An 18,044-nucleotide genomic window follows, 5' to 3' on the forward strand; every position below is an offset into this window, starting at 1 on the left:
GGCATGCGAAAGCGCGTGCTCTGTTGATCAAATTGAAACGGACTGACGCCGATGACCATCGACACCAATGAAAAGCGGTCTTTCAATCTTTCGCGCTGGGCAATCGGCCATCCGAGCATTGCCCGCTTCCTGTTCGGGCTGATCATCGTCGCCGGTGCACTCGGCCTGATGCGCATGGGCCAGAAGGAAGACCCCGATTTCACCTTCCGCGTCATGGTCGTCCAGGCGATCTGGCCAGGCTCCTCGATCAAGGAGATGGAGGACCAGGTGGTCAACAAGATCGAGCGCAAGCTGCAGGAAACGCCGCACCTCGATTTCGTCCGCTCCTACACCCGCGCCGGCAGCGCCATCATCACCTTGCAGGTCAAGGGCGACACCAATCCGGCGCAGGTCGCCGATGCTTTCTATCAGGTGCGCAAGAAGGTCGGCGATATCGCCAATGAGCTGCCGCAGGGGCTGCTCGGGCCTTACTTCAATGACGAATTCGGCGACACGTTCATCACCCTGCATTCGATCAGCGGCGACGGCTACAGCTATCCCGAGCTGAAGAAATTCGCCATCCAGGCGCGTGACATGCTGCTGACGACGCCCGGTGTCGAGAAGGCCGTGATCATCGGTGACCAGCCGGAAAAGCTCTACATCGACGTTTCATCCAAGGTGCTTGCCGAACGCGGCCTGACGTTGACCGACCTGCAGAATGCGATCCAAGGCCAGAACAATGTCGACCCGGCAGGTTCGGTCGACACCGGCCAGCGTTCGGTGCGCATTTCGGTTGAGGGCGATGTCACCAGGGCGGCCGACATCCGCGAGCTTCGCCTGCGCGCCGGCAACCAGGTGACGCGCCTCGGCGACATCGCCACCGTGACCTCCGGCCTCGAGGATCCGTACCAGCGCAAATACCGTTTCAACGGTCACGACAGCGTCCAGCTCGGCGTCGTAATGGCCAAGGGCTTCAACGTCACCGACGTCGGCAAGGACGTCGAAGCGACCTATAAGCGCTTCGAAGAGGCGCTGCCCTATGGCGTTTCGGTCGATCAGATTTCCGACCAGCCGCATGTCGTGAAGGAGGCTGTGAGCGAGTTCATGGAAGCGCTCGGCGAAGCGCTGCTGATCGTGCTTTTCGTATCGTTCCTGTCGATCGGCTGGCGCTCGGGCCTGGTGATCGCGATCGTCATTCCGCTGGTCCTGGCCGCCACGTTCGCCATCATGTACGAGCTCGGCATCGACCTGCAGCGCATTTCGCTCGGCGCGCTGATCATCGCCCTTGGCCTCCTGGTCGACGACGCGATGATCGTCGTCGAAATGATGGAGCGAAAGCTCGAGGAAGGCTTGGTCAAGGTCGAGGCGGCGAGCTTCGCCTATTCCTCGACCGCCTTCCCGATGCTGACCGGCACGCTGATCACCACGGCCGGCTTCATCCCCGTCGGTTTCGCGGCCTCGACCGCCGGCGAATATGTGCGCACCCTGTTTTACGTCGTCGGCATCGCGCTGGTCGTGTCCTGGTTCGCGGCGGTCTATTTCACGCCATGGCTCGGCCACATGATCCTGAAGCAGCGCAAGCACGCCGGCAACCATCACGATGTCTTCGACACGCGCTTCTACCGCCGTCTTCGCTCGACCGTTGCATGGGCGGTGCGCCACCGCATCATCGTCCTGGTGATGACGCTGATGACGTTTGCCACCAGCCTGTGGGCGTTCCAGTTCATCCCGCAGAATTTCTTCCCGCAATCGTCGCGCCCGGAAATCCTTGTCGACCTCTGGCTGCCGGAAGGCACCAGCATCAAGGAAGTCGAGACCCAGGCCAAGGCGCTCGAAGCCAGGATGATGGACGACAAGGACAAGCGCTTCATCGCCACCTATGTCGGCGAAGGCGCGCCGCGCTTCTTCCTGCCGCTCGACCAGCAGCTTCGCAACCCGAATTTCGCCCAGCTTCTGGTGATGGCCAATGACGAACCGGCCCGCGAGCGGCTGATTGTCAAGCTGCGCACCATCCTGGCCAATGATTTCCCATCGATCCGCGCCAAGGTCGACCGCCTGTTCCTTGGTCCGCCGACCGGCTGGCCGGTGCAGATGCGCGTCATGGGTCCGGATCGCCAGGAGGTGCGCCGCATCGCCGACGAGGTGAAGGCGAAGTTCCAGGCAAATCCGCTGCTCGGCGCCATCCACGACGACTGGCTGGAGCCGGTGCCGACGATGAAGCTGGTGATCGACCAGGATCGCGCCCGTGCGCTCGGCGTCACCTCGCAGCGCATCCGCCAGACGCTGCAGGCGGCCATGTCGGGAGCGCCGCTCGATGACTTCCGCGACGGCGAGGAGACGGTTTCGATCGTCGCCCGTGAGCCGGAGGCAAGCCGTCACCTGCTGTCGGCGGTCGACTCCGTCTACATCCCGACCGATTTCGGCGGCTCCGTGCCGCTGTCGCAGGTCGCCAAGGTGGTCCCGGTGCTGGAGCAAGGCGTCGAATGGCGGCGCGACCGCTTGCCGACCATCAGCGTACGCGCCACGCTTCCGGACGGCGTGCAGCCGAACGATGTCGCCATGAAGATGTACAGCGACATGCAGGGCCTGCGCGCCAGCCTCGCACCCGGCTACAAGATCGAGATCCAGGGCGGCGCCGAGGATGCGGCCGAAAGCCAGGCCTCGATTGCGGCGAAAGCGCCGATCATGCTGGCCGTCATCGTCGTGCTGCTGATGATCCAGCTGCAGCATTTCGGCAAGGCCATGCTGGTGCTGGCGACCGGTCCGCTCGGCATCATCGGCGCGGCGGCGGCACTTTTGATCAGCGGCGCGCCGTTCGGCTTCGTCGCCATCCTCGGTGTCATCGCCCTGCTCGGCATCATCATGCGCAACTCGATCATCCTGGTCGATCAGATCGACCAGGACATCGCCGCCGGCGTGGAGCGTTCCGAGGCCATCATCGGCTCGGCGGTGCGCCGGTTCCGGCCGATCGTGCTGACGGCGCTGACGGCGGTGCTGGCGCTGATCCCGATCTCGCGTGGCGTCTTCTGGGGGCCGCTCGCCTACGCCATGATGGGCGGCATTCTCGTCGCCACGGTGCTGACCATCCTTGTCCTGCCGGCAGCCTATGCGCTGTTCTTCGGCAGGGAGCCCAAGAAGGTGGTGGAGCAGCCGGCCGAGACGGAAGAAAAGAACGAAAGGCCGCAACTGGCCCTGGCGGCCGAATAGCGGTCGAGCGAACGTCTTCCATAGATAACCCCGCCGAGGCGGGGTTATCAGGGTCGGGTCAGGCCGCAATCAGTTCGTACGGCCGAGCATCGTTATTCATTTTCTGTATTTTGATCGGTTGCTCGTCCGCGGTAGGAACGCTCCGACGCGACAACTCATCGATTCCCGCGTCAACAGGCAGCCCCAGCTTTTCGATTGCCAAACGACGCACCAGGGCCTCAGCCGAGCTGTCAATGTCGATTTCGTTGCGCTCCCATCGGCCAATCGACTGCTTGTCACGGTGGACCATGGCGGCCAATTCAGCTTGGGTCAGACCCATTTCGGAGCGCAGGAAACGAAGCTCGTCCCCGCTCATGCCCTTGGCATGGCTTACGATCCCAAGCGCGATTACTTGATGCAGTTCATTCACAGCAGGAATCGTGATGATGTCGTCGCCATCGTCATCCACCTCAACGGCGATGCCTTCGATGTAAACGTTGAGCAGACCGCTTTCTGTGTAGTGGTGTGCGTTATTCATCAGCTTCAACTCCAATTATCGAGCCCGCTTTTCGCTCGAACTCATCGATCCACATAACCGAAATAACTTTGACGAGACATCCGTTCTTGGAAGGGATGATAACGACCCCGATGGATCGACTCCCGCTGTTCGGTGTCTTGCACTCCACGCGATAACGGAAATGACCCGGCCGGGTTGCGGGCACAGGTGGTTGGTACACATTTCCAAACTTGAGCGCATGCAGCACATCAGACATGATCAAGCCGCGTTCGGAAAGCCGATCCTGCGCATGCAGCTTGTACGAGATGTTTAGTTTCAGATTTCTCGCGATAGATCTTATTTCAATCGTCGCACGGCCGGCATCCCAAGGTTGCGTGATCGTCACAAATCCCCCTTCTATGGCATTCCTTCCGGTGCTTCATCTATCATGGTGATACCTACATAAGTGCTGAACGTCAATAAACAAGCGGCATGCCATTGACGCCCGTTGGGTGGTGACAAATTCGCTACCGAACACAGGACGACACCGCTATTAAGACTAGCGCGTGGTTGGAGGACAGTCATGACCATAGCTCAGACAAAGGCACCGCTGCGGCTGCCGATCGACGGGCGCCATCGCCGGATGTTCATCGGCGGCGGCTGGGTCGATGCCCGCTCCGGTCGGACCACGGAGAGCCGCAATCCCGCCACCGGCGCGGTCATCGCCACGGTGCCGCGCGCCGACCGCCAGGACATCGACTTGGCGGTGACTGCTGCGCGCAAGGCGTTCGAGGGCCCGTGGAGCCGGTTCAAGCCTTATGAGCGCCAGGTGCTGCTGCTGAGGATCGCCGACCTCTTCGAAAAGCACTGGGAAGAGATCAGCCGCTCCGACACCACCGACATGGGCATGCCGATCATACGCACCCGCGCCAATCGCAACCGGGTCATCGGCATGCTGCGCTACTATGCCGGCATGGCGACGGCGCTGCACGGCGAGACGATCGACAACTCGCTGCCCGGCGAAATCGTCTCTTTCACCCGCAAGGAGCCGGTCGGCGTCGTCGGCGCCATCATTCCCTGGAACGCGCCAACGGCGGCGTCGATCTGGAAGATCGGCCCGGCGCTGGCGACCGGCTGCACCATCGTGCTGAAACCATCGGAAGAGGCGCCGCTGACGCCGCTTTTGATCGCCGACATCATGAACGAGGCCGGCGTTCCGGAAGGCGTCGTCAACATCGTCACCGGCACCGGCACCGAGGCAGGTGCCGCACTCGCCGAGCATATGGGCGTCGACAAGATCGTCTTCACCGGCTCGACGGCGACCGGCCAGTCGATCGTGCGGGCCTCGGCCGGCAATCTCAAGCGCGTCTCGCTGGAGCTCGGCGGCAAGTCGCCGGTCATCGTCTGCGCCGATGCCGATCTCGACAAGGCGGTGCCGGTGGCGGCGATGTCGGTGTTCGCCAATTCCGGCCAGATCTGCATCGCCGGTTCGCGCCTTTTCGTCGAACGGCCCGTCCATGACGAGTTCGTCGAGCGGCTCGCGGCATACGCCAAGGGTCTCAGGGTCGGCGACGGCATCGACCCGGCGACCGAGATCGGTCCGCTCGTCTCCGAAAAGCAGCTGCAACGGGTCACCGGTTACCTCGAGGCCGGCACCGCGGAAGGGGCGAAACTCGTCACCGGAGGCACCCGGCTTGTGGAAGGCGCGCTTGGCGCCGGCAATTTCGTCGCGCCGACCGTCTTTGCCGGCGTCTCGGACGACATGAAGATCGCCCGTGAGGAGATCTTCGGGCCGGTAATTTCAGCCTTGCCGTTCGATACGCTGGACGAGGCAGTCGAGCGGGCCAACAACACGCCTTACGGCCTGGCTGCAGGGGTCTTCACCCAAAATCTCGCCACCGCCCACCAGCTGTCGCGCAAGATCCGCGCCGGCTCGGTCTGGGTCAATACCTATCACGCCATCGATCCGGCCGTGCCCTTCGGCGGCTACAAGATGAGCGGCTACGGCCGCGAGGGCGGCGCCGAGCACCTCGCCGAATATCTTAACACCAAGGGCGTGTTCATCAAGATCGATTGATCGGTCCGCCGCCCGCACAAAAAATGCTCCCCGACGCCGGTTTTGCAAAACAGAATTCCTTCCCATGGCCGCAAAGCCATCCCATGCTCGAGCAATTGGAGCGTTACGCTCGTCGTCATCGGTGCATTTTTCCATGGCAGAAAATCGACAATTGCGGCTTGGCGCTTTCATGCGGCCCGTCAGCCTTCATACCGGCGCCTGGCGCTACCCGGGCGCCTATCCCGACGCCAACTTCAATTTCGCGCATCTCAAGCACTTCGCGCAAAGGCTGGAAGCGGCAAAGTTCGACGCCTTCTTCATGGCCGACCACCTGGCCGTGCTCAACATGCCGATCGAGGCGCTGCGGCGCAGCCACACGGTCACGTCCTTCGAGCCGTTCACGCTGTTGTCGGCGCTTGCCGCCGTCACCGATCGTATCGGGCTGATCGCAACCGCCTCGACGACGTTCGACGCGCCGTACCACATCGCCCGTCGTTTCGCCTCTCTCGACCATATCAGCGGCGGGCGCGCCGGCTGGAATATCGTCACCACATCCAATCCCGACGCCGCGCTGAATTTCGGCCTCGACGAGCATGTCGAGCACGACGAGCGCTATCGCCGGGCGCGGGAGTTTTACGATGTCGTCACCGGCCTGTGGGACAGTTTTGTCGACGATGCCTTCATCCGCGACGCCGAAAGCGGGCTCTATTTCGATCCGGCGAAGCTGCATGTGCTCGACCATAAGGGCGAATATCTTTCGGTGCGGGGACCGCTCAATATCGCGCGGCCGGTGCAGGGCTGGCCGGTCATCGTGCAGGCCGGCGCGTCGGAGGCCGGACGGCAGCTCGCGGCGGAAACGGCCGAGGTGATCTTCGCCGCCCATGCCGATCTCGCCTCGGGGCAGCGCTTCTTTGCCGACGTCAAGAAACGTGCGCAAAAACTTGGCCGGTCGCGCGACGACATCAAGATCCTGCCCGGCGCCTTCGTCATTGTCGGCGAGACCGTCGAGGAGGCGCAGACGAAGCGGGCCAAGCTCGACAGCCTCGTCTACTATGAGAGCGGCGTCGCCTCGCTGTCGATCGCGCTCGGCCACGACGCGTCGCGGTTCGATCCGGATTCAGTCTTGCCCGAAATCCCGGAAAGCAACGCCAGCAAGAGCGGCCGCGAGCGCGTCATCGAACTGGCGCGCAAGGAAAACCTGACCGTCAGGCAGCTTGCGCAGCGGCTGGGCGGCTATTCCGGTCTTGCCTTCGTCGGCACTTCGAAAACCATCGCCGACGAGATGGAGGAATGGCTGGTCACCGAAGGCTCGGACGGGTTCAACGTCATGTTCCCCTATCTTCCCGCCGGATTGGATGATTTCGTCGAGAAAATCGTGCCCGAATTGCAGCGGCGCGGCATTTTCAGGAGCGAATACGAAGGATCGACCCTGCGCGAAAATCTTGGCCTGAAGCGGCCGCCAAACCGGTTCTTCCAACCTGAGACGGCAGCGATCCGCAAAGCTGGCTAGAACCGGTAATGATTTTAGACCGTGGCAAGCATCCGTTCTTTTCGTTCGGCCCGAATGTCCATAGGGTCAGCAGCGGGCTGGCAGCCCGAAATCATCGCGAGGGCTTTGCATCATGACCAATCCGGCCGTTGTCGGTTTCTCAGGCAATTTCACCCGGCCGTCCAAGACGCGCGGCTTCGTCGATCGTATCGTGAACGAGGTAGCCGGCAGATATGGCCTGGCCGCCAGCACGCATGACGTCGTCGACCTCGGCCCCAGCCTCGGTGGCGCCAAATGGGCGCGTGAACTGGATGCGCAAGCGGGCGATATCCTCAAGCGCGTCGTCGCGGCGGACGTGCTCGTCGTTGGCTCGCCCACCTACAAGGGCAGCTATACCGGCCTGTTCAAACACTTCTTCGATCTTGTCGACCCAACGGCGCTCAGGGGCAAGCCGGTGGTGCTGCTGGCGACCGGCGGCGGCGACCGGCATGCGCTGATCATCGAGCACCAGCTGAGACCGCTGTTCGGCTTCTTCGAGGCCTTTACGCTGCCGACCGCGATCTACGCTTCGGACAGGGATTTCATCGACGGCGTGCTTGCGTCCGAGACGATCCAGGCGCGCGTCGGACAGGTCCTCGAGGATATCGGTGCAGCGCTTGGCGGTCGCTCCCGCGCCGGCACCGCTGCCGAATAGCCCCTAAAAAGAAAAACCCGCCTCAGCGGCGGGTCTCGGGGCGAATCAGCACCATACCAAAATCATTAGCATAGCTGCCGGCACAAAGCAAGAACAAAATGCAGGAATCGAGCGCGCCTTGCGTGCCCGATCCCTCAACGCAGCCGTCAGATGACGAACAGCCAGTTGGCGAGCAGCATCACCACGACGCCGGCGACCAGCGTCAGATAGGGCAGCATCCCCGCCTTTTTCACCGCAAGGTCGGACGAGCTCATGCCGAGATCGGCCAGCATGTGGTCGGGGAATTTGCCCTTGTCCTGGATGTAGTGCCGGAAGCAGAACACCGGGATGATCAAGGCTGCCGTGATCAGCCCGGCCCACAATGCCATCGGGTTCCAGACCTTGGCGCCGGCGCCCATGAAGACCGCGTTGACGTAGGCAAAGATGGCGCCGAGGCCGAGCAGCCAGCTCGGCGCCCTCCATGGCCGCGCGATGTGGCCATTGTCGATGCGGTGGATCCAGCCGGCATTGAGGTTAAGGAAGTTGAAGATGATGTAGCCGCAATTCGACACGGCGAGGATGAAGAAGAAGCTTGTTGCGTCGGCCGAGGCGATGGCCAGCACGATCAGGTTGAAGATCAGGTCGGTCCACATCGCCCGCGTCGGGGCGCCGTGCTCGTTGACATGGCTGAGATAGCGCGGCAGCCAGCCGTCGACCGAGCCTTGATAGAGCGTGCGCGAGGAGCCGGCCATCGCCGTCATGATGCAGAGCACCAGCGCCAGGATCATCAGCATCACCAGCAGGCTGTGGATCAGCTGTCCGCCGCCGACCATACCGGCCAGCGCATCGGCAACGCCGGAGCCGTCGACGATCGGCGTCGCCAGCATGCCGTTCAAGCCGAGCACGCCCTGGAAGGTGAACGGCACCAGGATGAACAGCAGCATGCACAACAGGCCGGAATAGAAGATCGCCTTGAAGGTATCGGTGCCCGGGTTTTTGAACTCGGAGGTGTAGCAGACCGCGGTCTCGAAGCCGTAGGTCGACCACGCCGCGATGAACATGCCGCCGAGCACCAGCGTCCAGCCGGCGATGTTCCACGCGCCGGGCTCCGGCGCATAGGCTGCCGCGAGCGGCACCAGCGGCGAGAAGTTTGCCCAGTTGATCTGGCCGGTGACGATCGGCACCACGCCGACGATCAGCATCGGGATGATGACCAGCAGGCCGATATATTTCTGCACGTTGGCCGTGCCCAGGATGCCGCGATGCTGGATCGAGAAGATGATCAGCATCAGCACCGCGCCGATGAAGAAGGTGGCGTTGAAGGTGAAGGAAACCGGGCCAAGCGTGTGACCGTAGAGCGTCCAGTTACGGATCGCCGGCGTCGCCGCCGCGGTGACCGCGGTGATGGCGTCGGCGGCGCTGGTTCCGGCATGGGCCGCGATATAGGCGGCGACCTCCGGCGACGTGTCGGTGAACAGCGGCACCGGCGCCAGTGCGTTGAGGATATAGGCGGCGGCGATCGAGCAGCCGAGCGACAGCACCGGCGACCAGGCGAACCAGTTGCACCACACCGAAAGCGGCGCGATGAATTTCGAATAGCGCAGCCACGCGGTGGCGCCGTAGACCGAGGCGCCGCCGGATTTGTTCGGGAACAGCCCGGCGATCTCCGCATAGGTGAAGGACTGCAGGAAGCCCATGACCATGGATACGGCCCAGATCAGGAAGGCCAGTGTTCCGGTGGTGCCGGCGATGCCGCCGATCGAAAACAAGACAAGGGCCGGAACGCCGCTTGCCACCCAGAAGGCGCCGCGCCAATCGATGTTCCGGTGCAGCTGCCCTTCGGCAGGCGGCACCAAGGTGGTGACTATCGTGCTCATTTACGTGGATTCCCCATTTTTGATGTTCCCCATCGGCAACAGCCGCAATCTCGCGAGGCGTCATCGACGCTCACGTTGAACGGCCCCAGGCGTTTTCCGCTCAGTAGTATTTTTTTCTTAGCAGTGAAGATTGACCCAAGGCGCTTTCACGTCAAGTGGTTTGTGACGCTGTGCACATTGCGTTTGTGAAACAGTCGAGCTTCGCTGGCGCTGCCAACGGGTGCGGTCTTTCTCCCCTTGTTGTGGGAGAAGGGAAGAACCAGACAGCGTCGATCAGGAGCGCGGCCTGGTCTTTTGCGGGTCGTAATGGGCGAAGGCGACGACGCGCGCCGGCAGCCGCTTGCTGTGACCATCGAGCTTGCCGATTTCGACCTCGGTGCCGATCGCCGAATGCGTGACGTCGAGCCTGGCCAACGCGATGGTCTTGTTCAGCACCGGCGAGCGCATGCCCGAGGTGACGACGCCGATCTGGGCCCGGCCGACATGCACGCAGTCGCCGTGGCCGACCGCGATATTGGCGTCGACGTCGAGGCCGACCAGCTTCTTCTGCGGGTTTTCCTTGCGCCGGATCAGCGCCTCGCGGCCGATGAAATCGTCGCTCTTGGTCTTCAGCGGTACGGTGAAGCCGATGCCGGCCTCGAACGGATCCGTCTGGTCGGAAAACTCGTGAGCAGCAAAGATCAGCCCGGCCTCGATGCGCACCATATCGAGCGCCTGCAGCCCCATCGGCTTCAGGCCGTGCGGTTGGCCGGCCTGCCAGATCGCGTCGAACACCTTTTCGGCGTCGCGCGGATGGCACCAGATCTCGTAGCCGAGCTCGCCGGTGTAACCGGTGCGCGAGACAACGACCGGAATGCCGTTGCCGCCGCCGATGCGGGCGACGGCGAAACGGAACCATTCGAGTTCGTCGATCGACGGCTGCAGCGGCGAGGTCCAGATGATCTGCCGCAGGACGTCGCGGCTTTTCGGTCCCTGCACGGCAACATTGTGCATCTGGTCGGTCGAGGAGCGCACCAGCACGGTGAGGCCGAGTTTTTGCGCCGTTTCCCGCAGCCATTGGCCGGATAGATCGTCGCCGCCGACCCAGCGGAAATTATCCTTGCCGAGCCTGAGCAGCGTGCCGTCGTCGATCATGCCGCCATGCTCGTAGCACATGGCGGAATAGACGACCTGGCCGACGCCGAGCTTCTTGATGTCGCGGGTCAGCGTGTATTGCAGCAGCGCCTCGGAGTCCGGCCCGGTGACCTCGAACTTGCGCAGCGGCGACAGGTCCATGATCACGGCGTCCTGCCGGCAGGCCCAGTATTCATCGATCGGGCCTTGCTTGGCGAAGGAATTGGCGAGCCAATAGCCCTTGTACTCGACGAAGTTGCGGGTGTGCTTGGCAAAGCTCGAATGAAAGGCGGTCTCGCGGGTCATTTTCGGTTCCGAATCGGGCGTCATGCGTCTGGCGATCGCTCGCGAGAATTTGTGCTGGCCGGGATAGGTTCGCACATGGATGTCGGTCAGGTTCCAGCCATTGGCCGGCGTCGTATCGTCGGGGCAGGCGGACGAGACGCAGACGATGTCCGTGAGCGCCTTGAGTAGCACATAGTCGCCGGGCCGCGACCACGGCTCGTCCGACACCACGACGCCATGCGCGTCGATGGCCGTGTTGAAGAAGAAGTTGATCGCCATCCAGCCGGCGCGAGGCGTGACACCCTTGTCGGCCAGCGCGCGGTTGAAATTCTCCGAGCAGTTGGGATGGCCGGGATAACCGATGTCGTCGTAATATTTGGCCGCGCAGGCGAGCGCGAATGCATCGTGGCGGCCGCAAGTGTCCTGCACAACCTCGACCAGCGGCTCCATGTCCTGGTCGTAGTATTTTGAGTGCAGACCGGGCATCGGATAGCTCGAACCCATCAGCGTGCGCGTCGTCGTCACGTCGAGCGGATGATCGCGGCCCCTGTCCAGCTTGCGCGCCGAAAAGCACTGAAAGTCGGTGCATTGGCGCCCGTCGACATCGATGATCTGCAGATAGTCGCCCGCCTTGACGAAGTAGGCCTCCGCCGTCGCCGAATGGACGCGCAGGTCGAGCACGGGATCGGCCAGCGGGTCGGCAAGCCTGGATTTCGCTGCTGGGCGGATGGTGGCGCGGCGGACGATGACGCTAAGCGGCGTCGCCGTATCGTGGCCGTCGACCAGCATCGGCCCGCCGGGCGCGGCAATCAGCATCGACCCATCGCGGGCGACGGTAAAAGCCTGTTCGGTACCGGCAGGGGTGGCGCCGCCGAAAACGCGAACCGCCTTCGCCTGGTCGAGCTGCACCTGGCGCCGCTCGAGCCCCCGGCGCAAGGATGCGAGGCTGTCGTCGCCTTCGGCCAGCAGCGCCTTGATGCCGGCGGCATTGCTGTTCGATTTCTCGCCGAGAATGCCGGGATCGGTCGCGTCGCTGCTGTCCCATGCCAGCAGCTCGCAGGCCTGCCCGCCCTCGACATCGCGCACGGTGACAATGTCGCCGGCCTCGACCTCGATCAGCACCGCGCCATTGCCCTGAACCGTGTAGCGCTCCATCCCGGCCGGCAACGTAATCTGCCCTGGCCGCAGGATCACGCTCGGCCGGGGCGGTCCGGCGACGACGGCGGGGTAGGGCGACTGGCTCATCTCAACCTTGGTTTCGAGAAACAAGTTTGCCTGTGTGTGAAATTATTTTAGCGGGAAGAATAGCAGGGGGATCGGGTTTGGCAAGGTGAAGGTGGCACAAGCTCCACCTTCTCCCCCTGTGGGAGAAGGTGTCGCCGAAGGCGACGGATGAGGGGTGTTCCAGGGAACGCCAGCCTCTCACTCCGCTGGAACACCCCTCATCCGTCTCGGCGCTGCGCGCCGATCCACCTTCTCCCACAAGGGGAGAAGGAAAGACGCGCCAAGGCTATGCCAACTCCTCGCTGTGGCTGATCTCGACGCCATACTCGGCGGCAGCGTCCAGCATCGTATGCGACAGGCTTTCCGCGAAGGTGGCGAACACCAGAAGATTGAACACCGCCTGTCCGTCCGGCCGGTCATTGCCGCGCCAGAGATTGATGCTGGTGTGATCGACCGAGGTCGCCGCAGCGGTGCCGGCCGGGAACGCCGCGGGGTGCAGGTCTAGTGACGACAGTTTGGCCAGCATCGCGCGCGCCTTTTCTCCGGAAACGCTGATCAGCGCGCGAGCATGCGACTGGTCGGACAACGAGGCGGATTGCGCAAACGTCTGGCTCAGCGGTTCGCTCGCGTGCTTGCCGCCATTGGACAGGACCAGGAACTGATCCGGTCCCGACCAGATCAGCGTAGCGTCGGGAGTTCGGGTCGCCTTGGGCGTTTCCGGGGCGGCAACGCCGAAGCGGGTTTCGGCGGCCTTCGCCAGTTCTGCCGCTTTGCCGCGCCGCGCCATCACCTGGATCAGGTCGAAATTGCGGATCTCGGTGAGCGATACGCCGGCCGCCGTGCCGCGCGCGCCATAGGCGCCGACAACGAGCGCTTTCTCCAGCGGACTGCGGGCAATCCAGGAAAACTCAGCCACGCTGGCGCCCTCCATCCGGATCGTAGAAGGCCGGGCTGCACAGCTCGACGTCGTAGTCTTCGCCGCGCAGCGGGTCATGCGCATGGACGATCTCGCCGATGCGCTCGCGGCCACGCTCAACAAGCGCCAGCCCGATCCACTGGTCGAGCATGGGCGAGAAGCAGACCGAAGTGACATAGCCCTGGTCGTTGCCGGGACCGGGCGTCTCGCCTTTCGGAATGATATGCGCGCCGGAGCGCAGGCGGCGCGTCTTGTCGACCGGCTTGATGCCGACGACGACCTGCCGGTCTGGGGCAATCAGCGCCTCGCGCCCGGCCATGACGCGGCCGATGAAATCTTTTTTGGTCGACATCATCTTGCCGAGGCCGAGGTCGGCGGCGGTCGTCGTGCCGTTCAGCTCCGGGCCGGCGACATGGCCCTTTTCGATGCGCATGACGCCGAGCGCCTCGGTACCGTAGGGCGTAACGCCGAACGGCTTGCCGGCCAGCATCAAATTGCGCACCAGCGCCTCGCCATAGCGGGCGGGAACCGAAATTTCGAACGCCATTTCGCCCGAAAACGAGATGCGGAACAGCCGCGCCTTGATGCCACCGCGAAGCGCGACTTCCCGCGCCCCCATGAAGGGAAAGCCCTCGTTCGACAAATCCTCCGCCGGATCGACGATTTCCCGAAGCAGGTCCCGGGTCTTCGGCCCGGCGATCGAGAACTGCGCCCATTGATCGGAGACGGATGTCAGCTGCACGTCGAATTCGGGGAACAGCACCTGCCGGCAGAATTCGAGATGCTGCATCACCAGCCCGGCCTTGGCGGTGGTGGTGGTCAGGAAATAGTGGTCCTCGGCCAGCCGCGACGTCGTGCCGTCGTCATAGACGATGCCGTCCTCGCGCAGCATCAGCCCGTAGCGGGCTTTGCCGACGGCGAGACTGGAGAAGGTGTTGATGTAGACGCGGTCGAGAAAGGCGCCGGCATCCGGGCCGTGCACGTCGACCTTGCCGAGCGTCGAGACATCGCAGAAGCCGACGCCGGAGCGCACCGCCTCGACCTCGCGGGTGACCGATTCCAGCCAGTCCTTTTCGCCGGCGCGCGGATACCATTGCGCGCGCTTCCACAGGCCGGTGTCGACGAACACCGCGCCCTGTTCGGCTGCCCAGTGATGCGACGGCGTCAGCCTCGTCGCATGGAAGTCTTCGTCGCGATGATGGCCGGCGAAGGCGCCGATGGCGACCGGCACATAGGGTGGGCGGTAGATCGTCGTGCCGGTTTCGGGGATCGATTTGCCGCTGATTGCCGCCATGATGGCGAGACCGGCGACGTTCGAGGTCTTGCCCTGGTCGGTGGCCATGCCGAGCGTCGTATAGCGCTTGAGATGCTCGACCGATTCGAAACCTTCGCGCTGCGCCAGCACGATGTCGGACGCGGTCACGTCATGCTGGTAATCGACGAAGGCTTTCCCTTTGCCGGCCACATACCAAAGCGGCGTCAGCGAAAACGCCTCCCTGTCGGCGACCGGCGATGTGCCGGCATTGCCGCCGCGTCCAGCACTCTGCGCTGCCGCAGCACCCGCGGCAAAGCCCTGGCGCAGGCAGTCGCCCAGCCCGAAGGCGCCGTTGGCGGCGCCGACGGCCATCATGCCGGGCGGCGCACCATCCGGCACGAAGGCTGCGATATCGTCCTGCCATTTCGGCCGGCCGCGATGATAGGAGGTCAGCCCGACCGCCGGATTCCAGCCGCCGGACACGGCAAGCCCGTCGGCTTCGACTTCCGCCCGTGCGCCGCCGGTCAGCGCCACCACGATTTTCCGGACCCCGTCCTTGCCGCCTTCGACCCCGCTGACCGAGCCGTTGAGCACGGCAAAGCCGCCCTTGGCGGCAAGCGCTCGATGCGCGGCGGAGACGTCCGGGCGCGCATCGACGACCGCCGCGATCTGCAAACCGGCGCCAAGCGCGGTCTCGACCGTGCGCCAGCCATCCTCATTGTTGGTGAACAGCGCGATCCTCCTGGCAGGGGTAACCGCGTAGCGCGCGACATAGGTCCGCATAGCCGAAGCCATCATCACGCCCGGCGTGTCGTTACCGGCAAAGACGATCGGTCGCTCGATGGCGCCGGCGGCGACGACGCAGCGCTTGGCCACGATCCGCCACAACCGCTGGCGCACCTGGTGCTCGGGCGGCGAGGGCAGGTGGTCGTTGACCCGCTCGATGGCGCCATAGGTGCCGCCATCATAGACGCCGAACAATGTCGTGCGGGTCATGATGCGGACATCGTGCAGTGCGGCGAGTTCGGCCAGCGTGCGCGTAATCCATTCGGCCGCCGGCGCGCCGTCGATCATGCCGCCGTCGGCGAGCAGACGGCCGCCAAGCGCAAAATCTTCCTCGCACAGGATGACGCGGGCGCCGCCGCGCCCGGCCGCCAGTGCCGCAGCCAGCCCGGCCGGGCCGGACCCGGCAATCAGCACGTCGCAATGCGCCCACGCCTTGTCGTAATGGTCGGGATCGGCGACGCCTGCAGCGCGGCCGAGGCCGGCGGCGCGGCGAATCGTTGGCTCGTAGATCGTTTCCCAGAATTTCGCCGGCCACATGAAGGTCTTGTAGTAGAAGCCGGCGACGAAGATCGGCGCGAACAGCTGGTTGACCGCCATCAGGTCGTGGCGCAGCGACGGCCAGCGGTTCTGGCTGGCGGCTTCGAGCCCGTCATAGAGTTCGGCCGTGGTCGCCTTGGTGTTCGGCTCGCGCCGCGCTCCGCTGCGCAGTTCGACCAGCGCGTTGGGCTCCTCCGAACCAGCGGTCAGGATGCCGCGCGGCCGATGGTATTTGAACGAGCGGCCGACCAGCTTGACGCCATTGGCGATCAGCGCCGAGGCCAGCGTGTCGCCTTGGAAGCCGGCAAAGCTCTTGCCGTCGAAGCGGAAGGCCAGCGGCGCGGCGCGATCGATGAGACCGCCTGATACGAGACGATAGGGCTGGCTGGAGGTCACGTTTGCTGGCCCTTAAGCAGGAGCGCCGCGCTGCCCCTCATCACCCTGCCGGGCACTTCTCCCCGTATAGGGACGGGGAGAAGGGGGCTGGCCGCAACCTCGGCGCCTTTCAGGGAACGTCGATGATTGGCGAAACAATCGATGGCGGCGCCCCTCTCCCCGTCTCTATACGGGGAGAGGAGGCCGGCAGGCAGGTGAGGGGCGGCGCTAACCTGGGCAGAATTCATCTTGCAGCCTGCCTTGCACCAACGCCTGCAGCCGGTTCGACCGCCGAAATCTCGTGCGTCAGGGTGTTGCGGGCGACCTTCAGCCAGGCCCGGCAGCCGCCGCCATGGTACCAGTATTCGCTCATCGGCCCGGCGATGTTGTCGCGCAGATAGACGTAGTCGAAGACCTCGTCGTCGGTGGCGCCGGCCGCCGGACGCACCGGCTTGGCGTCGCCCAGATAGGTGAACTCCCCGAGTTCGCGTTCGCCGCAGAAGGGACAGACAATGCGCATGCTTCTTCAGCCAGCCTTTAATGCAGGTTCGGTTGGGCGCCTTGGCCCTTTTCGTCGATCATCGCACCTCGCCGGAAGCGGTCGAGACGAAAGCGGGCAGCCTCCTTGTGCGGCTCGTCGCGCGCCAGCAGATGGGCAAAGACCAGGCCGGAGCCGGGCGTCGCCTTGAAGCCGCCATAGCACCAGCCGGCGTTGAGATAGAGCCCGTTGACCGGTGTTTTGTCGATGATCGGCGAGCCGTCCATCGACATGTCCATGATGCCGCCCCACTGACGCAGCAGCCGTATCCGGCCGATCATCGGCATCAGCGCCATTCCGCCCTCGCACACGTCTTCCATGACAGGCAGATTGCCGCGCTGGGCATAGGAATTGTAACCGTCTATGTCGCCGCCGAAGACCAGGCCGCCCTTGTCGGACTGGCTGACGTAGAAATGCCCGGCGCCGAACGTCATGACGTTGGGGATCAGCGGCTTGATCGCCTCGGAGACGAAGGCCTGCAGCACATGGCTTTCGATCGGCAGCCGCATGCCGGCCATCGCCGCGACGCGCGACGAGGAGCCGGCGACCGCCATGCCGACCTTGGCCGCGCCGATCCTGCCGCGGCTCGTCTCGACGCCGGTCACCTTGCCGCTGCCATCGCGGACAAAACCGGTCACCTCGCAGTTCTGGATGATGTCGACGCCGAGCGCGCTCGCCGCATGCGCATAGCCCCAGACCACGGCGTCGTGCCGCGCCGTGCCGCCGCGCCGCTGCAAAAGCCCGCCCTGCACCGGGAAACGTGCGTTGTCGAAGTTCAGGAACGGCATCATCTTCCTGACCGCCGTCAGATCGAGCAGTTCGGCATCGATGCCGTTGATGCGCATGGTGTTGCCGCGCCGCGCATAGGCATCGCGCTGCGCGTCGGAATGGTAGAGGTTGATGACACCGCGCTGGCTGACCATGGTGTTGTAGTTGAGGTCCTGCTCCATCCGCTCCCACAGCTTCATCGACAGCTCGTAGAAGCCGGTATTGCCGGGCAGCCCGTAATTGGAGCGGATGATGGTTGTGTTGCGGCCGGCATTGCCGGAGCCGATCCAGCCTTTTTCCAGCACGGCGACATTCCTGATGCCGTATTCGCTGGCGAGGAACCATGCCGTCGCCAGGCCATGGCCGCCGCCGCCGATGATCACCACGTCGTAGTGGCTCTTCGGGCTGGCGTCGCGCCAGGTGCGCTGCCAGTTCTTATGGCCGGAAAATGCCGCCCGGGCGAGGGAGAAGATCGAGTATTTCATGAACCT

At 64.0% G+C, this 18,044-nt stretch carries 12 protein-coding genes; 4 read left to right on the forward strand and 8 right to left on the reverse strand.

The genetic code is table 11. From position 1 onward, the window contains the following. The first annotated feature begins 51 nt into the window (after nt 1-51). A complete protein-coding gene (locus tag NKI08_RS09215) occupies nt 52-3,186 on the forward strand; it encodes an efflux RND transporter permease subunit (RefSeq protein WP_352472294.1) in 3,135 nt (1,044 codons plus the stop codon). 58 nt (nt 3,187-3,244) lie between these two features. Here the strand turns inward: NKI08_RS09215 and NKI08_RS09220 are convergent, their stop codons facing one another. Both NKI08_RS09220 and NKI08_RS09225 read right to left on the reverse strand, forming a co-directional pair. Continuing rightward, a complete protein-coding gene (locus NKI08_RS09220; RefSeq protein WP_352455217.1) occupies nt 3,245-3,703 on the reverse strand; it encodes a helix-turn-helix domain-containing protein in 459 nt (152 codons plus the stop codon). Then, a complete protein-coding gene (locus tag NKI08_RS09225) occupies nt 3,696-4,067 on the reverse strand; it encodes a DUF4258 domain-containing protein (RefSeq protein WP_352472295.1) in 372 nt (123 codons plus the stop codon). The genes NKI08_RS09220 and NKI08_RS09225 overlap by 8 nt, the downstream gene beginning before the upstream one ends. A 177-nt stretch (nt 4,068-4,244) precedes the next feature. On the opposite strand from NKI08_RS09225, the gene NKI08_RS09230 reads away from it, so the two are divergent. The 3 genes from NKI08_RS09230 to msuE all read left to right on the forward strand — a co-directional run bounded on the left by NKI08_RS09230 (nt 4,245) and on the right by msuE (nt 7,900). Beyond that, nucleotides 4,245-5,738 carry an aldehyde dehydrogenase family protein gene (locus tag NKI08_RS09230; RefSeq protein ID WP_352472296.1) on the forward strand — a complete coding sequence of 498 codons (1,494 nt, stop codon included), beginning with the start codon at nt 4,245-4,247 and terminating at the stop codon, nt 5,736-5,738. Between the two features lie 133 nt (nt 5,739-5,871). Next, on the forward strand, nt 5,872-7,227 hold the full coding sequence (locus NKI08_RS09235) for an LLM class flavin-dependent oxidoreductase (protein WP_352738537.1): 1,356 nt from the start codon (nt 5,872-5,874) through the stop codon (nt 7,225-7,227). A 112-nt stretch (nt 7,228-7,339) separates the two neighbouring features. Further along, a complete protein-coding gene (gene msuE, locus NKI08_RS09240) occupies nt 7,340-7,900 on the forward strand; it encodes an FMN reductase (protein WP_352455213.1) in 561 nt (186 codons plus the stop codon). Between the two features lie 146 nt (nt 7,901-8,046). On the opposite strand, the gene NKI08_RS09245 is transcribed toward msuE, so the two are convergent. From NKI08_RS09245 to NKI08_RS09270, 6 genes are all read right to left on the reverse strand, one after another. Further along, the gene (locus tag NKI08_RS09245) at nt 8,047-9,756 is read right to left on the reverse strand and encodes a trimethylamine N-oxide permease (protein WP_352542214.1); all 1,710 of its coding nucleotides are present in this window, start codon (nt 9,754-9,756) and stop codon (nt 8,047-8,049) included. A gap of 273 nt (nt 9,757-10,029) precedes the next feature. Then, nucleotides 10,030-12,399 (reverse strand): trimethylamine N-oxide demethylase, encoded by a 2,370-nt coding sequence (locus NKI08_RS09250; RefSeq protein ID WP_352542213.1) that lies wholly within the window; start codon nt 12,397-12,399, stop codon nt 10,030-10,032. Between the two features lie 265 nt (nt 12,400-12,664). Next, complete coding sequence (locus tag NKI08_RS09255; protein WP_352542212.1) at nt 12,665-13,294, reverse strand: sarcosine oxidase subunit gamma; 630 nt, start codon at nt 13,292-13,294, stop codon at nt 12,665-12,667. Continuing rightward, nucleotides 13,287-16,268: a sarcosine oxidase subunit alpha gene (locus NKI08_RS09260; RefSeq protein ID WP_352768554.1), complete on the reverse strand. Its 2,982-nt coding sequence runs from the start codon at nt 16,266-16,268 to the stop codon at nt 13,287-13,289. Before NKI08_RS09260 ends, NKI08_RS09255 begins: the two co-directional genes overlap by 8 nt. Before the next feature lie 223 nt (nt 16,269-16,491). Next, a complete protein-coding gene (locus NKI08_RS09265) occupies nt 16,492-16,767 on the reverse strand; it encodes a sarcosine oxidase subunit delta (protein WP_352542210.1) in 276 nt (91 codons plus the stop codon). A gap of 17 nt (nt 16,768-16,784) precedes the next feature. After that, the gene (locus tag NKI08_RS09270) at nt 16,785-18,038 is read right to left on the reverse strand and encodes a sarcosine oxidase subunit beta family protein (RefSeq protein WP_352542209.1); all 1,254 of its coding nucleotides are present in this window, start codon (nt 18,036-18,038) and stop codon (nt 16,785-16,787) included. Nucleotides 18,039-18,044: the final 6 nt, after the last annotated feature.

Origin of the sequence: Mesorhizobium sp. M0768, from assembly GCF_040320195.1 — a bacterium.
Taxonomy (GTDB): Bacteria; Pseudomonadota; Alphaproteobacteria; order Rhizobiales; family Rhizobiaceae; genus Mesorhizobium.

Excerpts from the sequence above, each read along its gene's own strand:
- NKI08_RS09215 (WP_352472294.1), top strand. The coding sequence starts at position 52 with ATGACCATCGACACCAATGAAAAGCGGTCTTTCAATCTTTCGCGCTGG.
- NKI08_RS09220 (WP_352455217.1), bottom strand. The coding sequence starts at position 3,703 with ATGAATAACGCACACCACTACACAGAAAGCGGTCTGCTCAACGTTTAC.
- NKI08_RS09230 (WP_352472296.1), top strand. The coding sequence starts at position 4,245 with ATGACCATAGCTCAGACAAAGGCACCGCTGCGGCTGCCGATCGACGGG.
- NKI08_RS09235 (WP_352738537.1), top strand. The coding sequence starts at position 5,872 with ATGGCAGAAAATCGACAATTGCGGCTTGGCGCTTTCATGCGGCCCGTC.
- msuE (WP_352455213.1), top strand. The coding sequence starts at position 7,340 with ATGACCAATCCGGCCGTTGTCGGTTTCTCAGGCAATTTCACCCGGCCG.
- NKI08_RS09245 (WP_352542214.1), bottom strand. The coding sequence starts at position 9,756 with ATGAGCACGATAGTCACCACCTTGGTGCCGCCTGCCGAAGGGCAGCTG.
- NKI08_RS09250 (WP_352542213.1), bottom strand. The coding sequence starts at position 12,399 with ATGAGCCAGTCGCCCTACCCCGCCGTCGTCGCCGGACCGCCCCGGCCG.
- NKI08_RS09265 (WP_352542210.1), bottom strand. The coding sequence starts at position 16,767 with ATGCGCATTGTCTGTCCCTTCTGCGGCGAACGCGAACTCGGGGAGTTC.
- NKI08_RS09270 (WP_352542209.1), bottom strand. The coding sequence starts at position 18,038 with ATGAAATACTCGATCTTCTCCCTCGCCCGGGCGGCATTTTCCGGCCAT.